9 protein-coding genes are annotated in these 8990 nt (G+C 73.6%); 6 read left to right on the top strand and 3 right to left on the bottom strand.

The genetic code is table 11. The features are described from left to right. A partial coding sequence (locus ON36_RS06635; RefSeq protein WP_043648991.1) for a glycerol-3-phosphate dehydrogenase/oxidase occupies positions 1–1103 on the top strand: 1103 nt, incomplete at its 5' end. Positions 1104–1110: 7 nt separating this feature from the next. On the opposite strand, the gene ON36_RS06630 is transcribed toward ON36_RS06635, so the two are convergent. Beyond that, positions 1111–1590 carry a MarR family winged helix-turn-helix transcriptional regulator gene (locus ON36_RS06630; RefSeq protein ID WP_306306900.1) on the bottom strand — a complete coding sequence of 160 codons (480 nt, stop codon included), beginning with the start codon at positions 1588–1590 and terminating at the stop codon, positions 1111–1113. A 92-nt stretch (positions 1591–1682) separates the two neighbouring features. Between ON36_RS06630 and ON36_RS06625 the strand changes: the two genes are divergently transcribed. Beyond that, positions 1683–2540: a dioxygenase family protein gene (locus ON36_RS06625; RefSeq protein WP_043648985.1), complete on the top strand. Its 858-nt coding sequence runs from the start codon at positions 1683–1685 to the stop codon at positions 2538–2540. 7 nt (positions 2541–2547) lie between these two features. Here ON36_RS06625 and ON36_RS06620 read toward each other — a convergent pair whose 3' ends face one another. After that, positions 2548–3102 carry a GNAT family N-acetyltransferase gene (locus ON36_RS06620; protein WP_245557948.1) on the bottom strand — a complete coding sequence of 185 codons (555 nt, stop codon included), beginning with the start codon at positions 3100–3102 and terminating at the stop codon, positions 2548–2550. A 97-nt stretch (positions 3103–3199) separates the two neighbouring features. On the opposite strand from ON36_RS06620, the gene ON36_RS06615 reads away from it, so the two are divergent. The 3 genes from ON36_RS06615 to ON36_RS06605 all read left to right on the top strand — a co-directional run bounded on the left by ON36_RS06615 (position 3200) and on the right by ON36_RS06605 (position 7393). After that, the gene (locus tag ON36_RS06615; protein ID WP_157224803.1) at positions 3200–4441 is read left to right on the top strand and encodes an FHA domain-containing protein; all 1242 of its coding nucleotides are present in this window, start codon (positions 3200–3202) and stop codon (positions 4439–4441) included. Positions 4442–4462: 21 nt separating this feature from the next. Continuing rightward, complete coding sequence (locus tag ON36_RS06610; protein ID WP_043648977.1) at positions 4463–6754, top strand: FdhF/YdeP family oxidoreductase; 2292 nt, start codon at positions 4463–4465, stop codon at positions 6752–6754. A 75-nt stretch (positions 6755–6829) separates the two neighbouring features. After that, positions 6830–7393, top strand: a complete 564-nt coding sequence (locus ON36_RS06605; RefSeq protein ID WP_052313708.1) for a hypothetical protein — start codon at positions 6830–6832, stop codon at positions 7391–7393. Positions 7394–7417: 24 nt separating this feature from the next. On the opposite strand, the gene mihF is transcribed toward ON36_RS06605, so the two are convergent. Beyond that, entirely contained in the window at positions 7418–7732 is a 315-nt protein-coding gene (gene mihF / locus ON36_RS06600) for an integration host factor, actinobacterial type (RefSeq protein ID WP_043648975.1), read from the bottom strand. Positions 7733–8045: 313 nt separating this feature from the next. Here mihF and ON36_RS06595 point away from each other — a divergent pair, with 313 nt between their 5' ends. Continuing rightward, complete coding sequence (locus ON36_RS06595; RefSeq protein WP_245557946.1) at positions 8046–8912, top strand: hypothetical protein; 867 nt, start codon at positions 8046–8048, stop codon at positions 8910–8912. Positions 8913–8990: the final 78 nt, after the last annotated feature.

Raw genomic sequence — 8990 nt, 5'->3', positions numbered from 1 at the left:
GGTTGCTGCCGCGCTCGCGCCGGGTCGCGGCCGCCGAGGCGCTGCGGCTGGCGCCGACCGTACGGCGCGAGGGCCTGCGCGGCGGGTTGCAGGCCTGGGACGGCCAGCTCGTCGACGACGCCCGCCTCGTGGTCGCCCTCGCGCGGACCGCGGCGGGCGCGGGGGCGCGGGTCCTCACCCGGGTCGAGGCGACCGCCGCGACCGGCGACCGGGTCGAGCTGCGCGACACCCTGACCGGCCGGGCCCTGTCCCTGCGGGCCCGCGCCGTGATCAACGCGACCGGCGTGTGGGCGGGCGAGGTGGACCCGAGCATCTCGCTGCGCCCGAGCCGGGGCACCCACCTGGTGTTCGACGCGGCCGCCTTCGGCGGGCTCTCGGCCGCGCTGACCGTGCCGGTGCCCGGCAGCGTCAGCCGCTTCGTCTTCGCCTTCCCCGCCGCCCACGGGCGGGTCTACCTGGGACTCACGGACGAGGACGCCCCCGGCCCGATCCCGGACGAGCCCCGCCCGGCCGAGGACGAGATCGACTTCCTGCTCGACACCATCAATCCCGCGCTGCGCGAGCCGCTGACCCGCGCCGACATCCGCGGCAGTTTCGCCGGGCTGCGCCCGCTGCTGCAGACCGACGCCGACTCGACGGCCGACATCTCCCGCGAGCACGCCGTCCTGACCTCGCCCGACGGCCTGGTCACGGTGGTCGGCGGCAAGCTGACCACCTACCGGCGGATGGCCGAGGACGCCATCGACACCGCCCTGGCGAACGCGGGCCTGGTCGCGGCGGCCTGCCGGACCGCGCACGTGCCGCTGGTCGGCGCGGTGTCCGGCGCGCGGCGCGACCGCGTCGAGGCCCCGCCGGTGCTCGTGGAGCGCTACGGCGACGAGGCGGGCGAGATCGTCGCGGCCTGGCTGGCCGATCCCGCCTCACGGGAGCCCGTGGCGCCCGGTATCGACGTGACCGCGGCCGAATTCGACTTCGCGGTCCGCGCCGAGGGCGCCCTCACCGTCGACGACCTGCTCGACCGCCGCTCCCGCATCGGGCTCGTCGCCGCCGACCGCGCCGCCGCGCTGCCCGCGGCGGAGGCGGCGTTCGCCCGGGCGCGCTGAGCCCGCGTCACGGCCTGCGGTGCTGTCCTTCGGCCGCGTCGACCGCCCGCAGGATGCGCTGACCCGCCACGCTGAGCTGCCGTAGCTGGCCGCGGGTCAGCGGATCGATGACCAGCTGCCGCACCCGGGCCACGTGCCCGGGCGCGGCGGCGTCGAGTTCGGCCACACCCGCGGCGGTGAGCACGGCGAGGGTGGACCGGCCGTCGTCGGGGTCGGGGGTCCGCCGGACCCAGCCGAGCTTCTCCAGCCGCCCGACGACCTGGGACAACCGGGGCAGCGATCCCTCGGTCGAGGCCGCGAGCACGCTCATGCGCAGGGTGTGCCGCGGCGCCGCGGAGAGCACCGCGAGCACCTGGTAGTCGTAGTGGGTCATCCCGGCGTCGCGTTTGAGCTGGGCGTCCAGCGCGGGGAACAGGCGCATGGCCAGCGCGACGAGCGTCAGCCACGCCTCGCGTTCCTCCGCGTCCAGCCACCGGGGTTCCTCCACCCGGGCCACCCTAGTCACGTGCGGGCCGGGAATGCATCGGCCACGCCCGCCGTTCACTTAAACAGTTAAGTAATCGGAAGGACGGCGCAGCCATGACCGACCACCCAACCGGCCCCGCGGCCGCCTACGACGCCCTGCTCGCGCGGACCCTGCCCACCGAGGGCGACCGGCCACGATGGACACCCGCGGACGGCGCGTTGCCCGCGCTGTTCGTCAGCCACGGCGCCCCGCCCACCCTCGACGAACCCGGCTGGCTCGACGCCCTGCACCGCTGGGCGCGGTCCATGCCCGTCCCCCGCGGCATCGTGGTCGTCTCGGCGCACTGGGAGAACGCGCCGCTCGCGGTCACCGGCGCCGCCGCGGGCACGCCCCTGTTCTACGACTTCGGCGGCTTCGCCCCGCGCTACTACACGCTGCCCTACGCCACCCCCGACGCGAGCGAGCTCGCCCGGCGCGTGGTCGGCAGCCTCGCCGACACCACCGAGGTGCATCACCACACCGACCGCGGCCTCGACCACGGCGCCTTCATCCCGCTCATGGCCATGTACCCGGCCGCCGACGTGCCGGTGGTCCAGCTGTCCATGCCGTCGCTGGATCCCGGCGCGCTGCTGCGCCTCGGCGAGCGGCTGCGCGAGCTGCGCGCCGAGGGCTACCTGATCATGGGCTCGGGATTCATGACCCACAGCTTCGCGGTCATGCGCGACCCCCGGCTGTCCGGGCACATCGAGGCCTTCGACACCTGGGCGGCCGACGCCCTGCGCCGCCGCGACGTCGACGCCCTGCTGGACTACCGCGCCGCGGCGCCCGGCGCGGCCGTGGCGCACCCCACCGCCGACCACTTCGTGCCGCTGCTGCTGACCCTGGGCGCGGGCGACCCCGACGCGACCCCCGAGACCGTCATCGACGCCGCCTGGTGGGGCAACTCGATCCGGTCGCTGCAGGTCGCGTGAAGGGTGTTCAGCTCCACCGCCATTCGCTCAGTTCGGCGCGCATGCAGGCGCGGGGCCACCGGTCCAGGCCGTGGCCGGTCTCGGCGGCGCGGATCGCCCGCAGGCCCGGGGTCTCCCGGTCCGGGTCGAGGAAGGTGAAACCGAGCCGCTCGTAATACGGCCCGTTCCAGGGCACCTCGGTGAACGTGGTGAGCGTCAGCGCCTCGCAGCCGTGGGCCAGCGCCCACCGCGCGGCCCGGTCGAGCAGGCGCTTGCCGATCCGCCTGCCCGCGTGCGCGGGGTCGACCGACACTTGTTCCACGTGGGCCTGGCCGTCCACCACGGCGAGCACCAGGTACGCGACCGGCACCCCGTCGGGGCCGGGCCAGGCCCAGGCGCGGCCCGCGGCGGCGAAGGCGCGCAGGGTCTCCAGTTCGGGCGGATCGTCCTCGGCGACCTCGATCATCCCGATCTCGGCGAAGGGCACGCCCGCCCGGATCTCGATGGCCTGCAGGAAGGGCAGATCCGCCTCGGTCACGGCGCGGATCGGGTCCGTCTGCACAGTCGGAGCAGGTTGCTGCACCCCCTCAGGGTACGACGTCGCCCCTCGGCGGCTCGACGGTCCGGCATCGGGGCGGCCCCGATTCGCTCTATGCTGGCTGCGGCGGAAGGAGACGTGTATGCGGACCCAGACATCGACCGTGGCCATCGTGCCCGGCACCGGCCTCGTCGCCCGTTTCGGCGAGGTCGTCCTGTATCTCGCGGGGGAGACCGCCTCCACCGAACGCATGTTGGGCGCGGTGGACACCGTGGCGAACAGCACCGACGCCTCCGCGCCCGGCGCGGCGCTGGCCCAGCGGCTGGCCGCGGTGGTGTTCGGCGGCTCCTCGGCGCCCCCGCCGTTCGGCGTGCTCGCACCCACCGGTGACGGCACCCTGATCCTGTTGCGCGGGGCGGTGATCGCCGAGATCTCCGGCGCCGAGGGCAACCGGCGCCTGGCGGGCGACCGCGCGTTCACCTGGGTCGACGAGATCATCCGCGAACCCGTGCGCCGGATCGCCGTCGCCGCCGAGACCGCCGACCCGATCTCCGCGCACCCACGCACCGATCTCCGGTCCGGCGTCGTCACCGGCGACGGCTTCGTGTTCACCCTCGGCAAGCGCCGCACCCCGACCCCGCGGCGGGTCACCGCGCCCGGCGAGCCCCCCGCCACGGCGGCCTCCGGCTTCCGCGCCGTTCCGGAACCGACGGGAGCCACGCCGGTGGTCCCGCGGGCCGAGGCCGCCCGGTCCGCAGGCACGCGCGCGTCGTCCGACACGGCCGCCGCGCCCGCCGCGCCGGAATCCGGTGAGCGCGCGACGGTCCGGGCGAACGGGCCGGAGTCCGGTCCGCGCGCGGTGACCGCCCGGACCGGTCACCTCCCCCGCACGGGCGCCACCTCCGGCGAACACGCCGTGCCCGAGGGACCGACGGTCAGCGCGGGACCGCGCCACACCCCGGCCAACCACGCGCCGCTGGCCTGGTCCCAGGCCCTCGACGCGGCCGCCCGCTCGGTCGGGCTGACCAAGACGCCCGCCCCCTCGGGCGAGGACAGCCTCGGCTCCCTCATCACCGACGACGGCGTGACCTACCCCCTGGACCGCCCGTACGTGCTCGGCCGCAACCCGGCGGGCGACGAGTCGATCCGGTCCGCCTCGGCCGCGCCCATCCTCATCGAACGCGACCGCATGGTCTCGCGGGTGCACGCCTACGTCGCCCCCGACCGCGGCAAGGTCTACGTCCGCGAGGCGCCCTCGACCTCGGGCACCTACCTCGCCGCCCCCGGCACCGACCAGTGGTCGCGCGTCGGCACCACCCCGGTGGAACTGCCGCCGGGCTGGCGGCTGCGGATCAGCGAACGGGTGCTGACCTACCGCGCCTGAGCCCGGTCCACAATGGGAGGCATGCACCGCGAGGCACCCGCCGAGGACTACGACGAATCGGCTCTCACCGTCACCGCGCCGAAGACGGAAGCGGCGGGCCTGCCCGCGGTGACCATCGCCCTGGAACGGGCCGTCGAGCAGATGGGCGTGGTCCGCACCGCCCGCGCGCTGGGCAGGCTCAACCACCGGCACGGCTTCGACTGCCCCAGCTGCGCGTGGCCCGACCCGACCGGGACGCGGCGCCCGGCGGAGTTCTGCGAGAACGGCGCCAAGGCGGTGGCCGAGGAGGCCACGCTGCGCACGGTCACCCCCGAGTTCTTCGCCCGGCACTCCGTCGCCGACCTGGCGCAGCGCTCGGGCTACTGGCTCGGCCAGCAGGGCAGGCTCACCGAGCCCATGGTCCTGCGGGAGGGCGCCACCCACTACACGCCGATCTCCTGGGACGAGGCCTACCGGCTCGTCGCCGGGCACCTGCGCGGGCTGTCGAGCCCCGACGAGGCGGTGTTCTACACCTCCGGCCGCACCGCCAACGAGACCGCGTTCCTCTACCAGCTCTTCGCCCGCAGCTTCGGCACCAACAACCTGCCCGACTGCTCCAACATGTGCCACGAGTCCTCGGGCACCGCGCTGACCTCGTCGATCGGCATCGGCAAGGGGTCGGTCACCCTCGACGACTTCCCCGCGGCCGACCTCATCCTCGTGGCGGGCCAGAACCCCGGCACCAACCACCCGCGCATGCTCACCGCCCTGCAGCACGCCAAACAGCACGGCGCGCGCGTCGTCGCGGTCAACCCCCTGCCGGAGGCGGGCCTGCTGGGTTTCCGTGACCCGCAGACGGTCTCGGGCTACACCGGCGGCATCCGTATCGCCGACGACTTCCTGCAGATCCGCATCGGCGGCGACATGGCCCTGTTCCAGGGCCTCGGCAAACTGCTGCTCGAGGCGGAGGACCGCGCGCCGGGCACGGTGGTCGACCGCGCGTTCGTCGAAGACCACACCGCCGGTTTCGACGAGTACGCGCGGCAGCTGCGCGCGGTCGACCTGGCCGTGGTCGGCGAGGCGACCGGCCTGACCGAACGGCAGCTGCGCGACACCGCCGACCTGCTGGCCGCCTCGAAGGCCACCATCTTCTGCTGGGCGATGGGCCTGACCCAGCACACGCACGGGGTCGCCACCATCCGCGAGGCCACCAACCTGCTGCTGCTGCGCGGCATGATCGGCAAGCCCGGCGCGGGCGTGTGCCCGGTGCGCGGGCACTCCAACGTCCAGGGCGACCGAACCATGGGCATCTGGGAGCGGATGCCCGAGTCCTTCCTGGCCGCCCTCGACCGCGAGTTCGCGATCACCAGTCCCCGCGCGCACGGGCTCGACACCGTCGAGGCCATCCGGGCCATGCGCGACGGCAGGGCCCGCGTCTTCGTCGGCATGGGCGGCAACTTCGTCTCCGCCACCCCCGACACCGCGGTCACCGAGGCCGCGCTGCGCCGCTGCGCGCTCACCGTGCAGATCTCCACCAAGCTCAACCGCAGCCACGTCGTGCACGGGCGAACCGCCCTGATCCTGCCCACCCTCGGCCGCACCGACCTCGACGTGCGCGACGGCGTGAAACAGCAGGTGTCGGTGGAGGACTCGATGTCGATGGTGCACCTGTCGACCGGGCGCCTGACGCCGGTCTCCGAGCACCTGCGCAGCGAGGTCGCCATCGTGTGCGAGCTGGCCGAGGCGGTCCTCGGCGCCGGGCATCCGGTCCCGTGGGCCGCGTTCCGCGACGACTACGACCGCGTCCGCGACGCCATCGCGCGGGTGGTGCCCGGCTGCGCGGACTACAACGCGAAGGTCAGGCAGCGCAACGGTTTCCAGCTGCCGCATCCCCCGCGCGACAGCCGCGAGTTCCGCACCGACACCGGCCGGGCCAACTTCGCCGTCAACCACCTGCACTGGCTGCCGGTGCCGCCGGGCCGCCTCATCCTGCAGACCCTCCGCAGCCACGACCAGTACAACACCACCATCTACGGTCTCGACGACCGCTATCGGGGCGTGCACGGCGGCCGCCGGGTGCTGCTGATCCACGCCGAGGACATCACCGCCCTCGGCTTCACCGACGGCGACACCGTCGACCTGGTGTCGGAGTGGACCGACGGCACCGAGCGCCGCGTCGAGGGGTTCCGGCTGGTCGCCTACCCGACCCCGCGCGGCAATGCCGCCGCCTACTACCCCGAGACCAACCCGCTGGTCCCCCTCGACCACGTCGCGGCGGGCTCGAACACCCCGGTGTCCAAGGCCGTCACGATCCGCCTGGAACGCACCGCGTAGTCACCATTGCCCGCCGGCGCCCCGGCGGCTTAGCGTTGTCCCACGATCCTTCACGCCACGAGAACGGAGTGGGCGATGCGGATTTCGCTGTGGGGCGGCGACGGGGGCCTCGAGGTACGGATGCGGTTCGACCAGGACCGGCGTCGCTGGCTGGCCATCCGGATCATGCTGACGATCCTGGTGCTCCAGGGGCTCGTCGTCGGGCTCTGGGCGGTGCTCGCGCCGCACTCCTGGTACACGAGCTTCCCGGGCTTCGGCTCCCGCTGGGTCGCCGTGGACGGCCCCTACAACCAGCACCTGGCCGCCGATGTCGGCGCGTTCTTCCTCGCCCTCGCCGCCGTGAGCGCCTTCGCGCTGTGGCGCCCGGTGCCCGCGTCGGTGCGGGCCGCCGGCCTCGGCTGGCTGGTCTTCGGGCTGCCGCACCTGATCTATCACGCGACCCACCACCCGCACGGCCTCGGCGGGGTCGGCTACGCGATCAGCCTCGTCGGCGCCCTCGCGCTGCCGGCGCTCGGCCTGGCCTGCGTGCTCGTGGTCCCCGACCGCGCCCCGCTGCCCGACCCGGCCCCGCTGCGGCTGCGCCTGCCCGGCCGCCGCCGCGACACGGGCCGCGGAACGGCAAACGCCCGTGGCAGATGACCACGGGCGTCGGACCGGGGCAGCTCAGCCCTCGAGCGCGTCGAGCAGGGCCGCTCGCTGGCGGGCGCCCAGGCCGCCGATGCGGCGGTCCTCGGGGATCTCGGCCTGATCCATCAGCTTGGCGGCCTTGACCGGGCCGACGCCCGGCAGGGCCTTGATCACCGCGGCCACCTTGGTCTTCTTGACCAGGTCGTCCTTGTCCGCCTTCTCGAGCAGCTGGGCGACGGTGACCTTGCCGTCCTTCACCTGGCCGATCAGTTCCGAGCGCGCCTTGCGCACGGCAGCCGCTTTGGCCAACGCTTCGGTGCGCTGTTCGGCGGTCATCGTAGGCAGTGCCATGTCTCCTCCGCTTCCATCGTCACTCGAACATGTGCTTGAACGTGCCGAGTAAACAGCACGGTCGCGGCACAATCCGGCCGACACACCGGCCGGGTGGTCCGATGAGTTTTCCCGGGTCATCCCGTCCTAATCAGTGAACGACCTGCACAACGAGGCGTAACACCTATCTCCGCCGCAGCGACAAACAGCACAGCAGCCCGAAATCGGACAACGGTTCAACGGCGAACCGAGAGGATCGACGAAGCTCCTCGACAGGTCCCCGGAGGGCGTGGATGTGCTCGATGCCACTGCATGCGCTACAAATAACGCTGTGATGCGAGAGGAAACTCTGGTCGACGACGATGTCGTCGCCCTGGCGGCCCGGGTAGAAGCCAACCGCCGCCGAATCGCCATCCAGGCCGATCCCGCGCTGACCGACGCGTTGTCGGAGCGCGAGCTACGCGCCGAACGCGAACTCGCCGAACGCATCCGGTCCTACGAGCGCGACGAGCGGTGGAAGGCCATCGAGGCCGCCTCGGCCAAGGCCGACCGGCTCCGCGACACCAACGCCGCCCTCGACCGTGCCGAGATGGCCGACGTGATGCTGGCCCGCAAGGCCATCGCGGCCCAGCGCCGCGCCTCCGATCCCCGCGCCCGGCTGGCGTCGCTGTATCGCCACCGCGCCTGGTCGCTGCGGGCGCTGGCGGGGGTCGTGGTGGCGGGCATGCTGTGGTCGGCGGTCAACGTCCAGCAGAACATCGCCCCCGGCGGGCCCAGCGACCCGCTGTACTGGGCCAGTTTCGGCCTGGAGGCCATGATCAGCGTCTGCCTGATCATCATCATGGTCGGCACCAGCCGGGTCGCCGAGTGGGGCGTGGTGGGCAACCGCAACCAGGTCCTGATCGCCGAGCTGTCCCTGCTGTCCCTGACCATCGCGCTCAACACCTACCCGCACGTCAGCGAGGGCGACTGGTACGACGCCGCCGTGCACGGCGTCGCGCCGGTGATGATCGGTGTCGCGCTGATGATCCACAACGCCGCCAGCGCCCGCTACAGCACCGCGATCACCCGGGCGAGCATGGAGATCCCCGACGACCCCGACGCCCCGCTGGGCGCCGACCTGTCCCCCGCGCGCGCCGACGAGTCGCCGACGGACCGCACCCCCGCCGACACCTGGGTCCTCCCCGCACTGCGCGACTGACGCGACACCGGGGCGACCGGTCGGCGGCCTATGCGGTGCCGGTCACCCCGCGCGCTCACGGCGACCTCATCTGGACAA

Source organism: Nocardia thailandica NBRC 100428 (assembly GCF_000308795.1).
GTDB classification, from domain to species: domain Bacteria; phylum Actinomycetota; class Actinomycetes; order Mycobacteriales; family Mycobacteriaceae; genus Nocardia; species Nocardia thailandica.
Note: the sequence above shows the minus strand (reverse complement) of the source record. Positions and strands in the feature narration are given on the sequence as shown.

What these genes read in the sequence shown, in the direction of transcription:
- mihF (WP_043648975.1), bottom strand. Translation starts at nt 7,732, where the DNA reads ATGGCACTGCCTACGATGACCGCCGAACAGCGCACCGAAGCGTTGGCC.
- ON36_RS06605 (WP_052313708.1), top strand. Translation starts at nt 6,830, where the DNA reads ATGCGGATTTCGCTGTGGGGCGGCGACGGGGGCCTCGAGGTACGGATG.
- ON36_RS06625 (WP_043648985.1), top strand. Translation starts at nt 1,683, where the DNA reads ATGACCGACCACCCAACCGGCCCCGCGGCCGCCTACGACGCCCTGCTC.
- ON36_RS06615 (WP_157224803.1), top strand. Translation starts at nt 3,200, where the DNA reads ATGCGGACCCAGACATCGACCGTGGCCATCGTGCCCGGCACCGGCCTC.
- ON36_RS06610 (WP_043648977.1), top strand. Translation starts at nt 4,463, where the DNA reads ATGCACCGCGAGGCACCCGCCGAGGACTACGACGAATCGGCTCTCACC.
- ON36_RS06595 (WP_245557946.1), top strand. Translation starts at nt 8,046, where the DNA reads ATGCGAGAGGAAACTCTGGTCGACGACGATGTCGTCGCCCTGGCGGCC.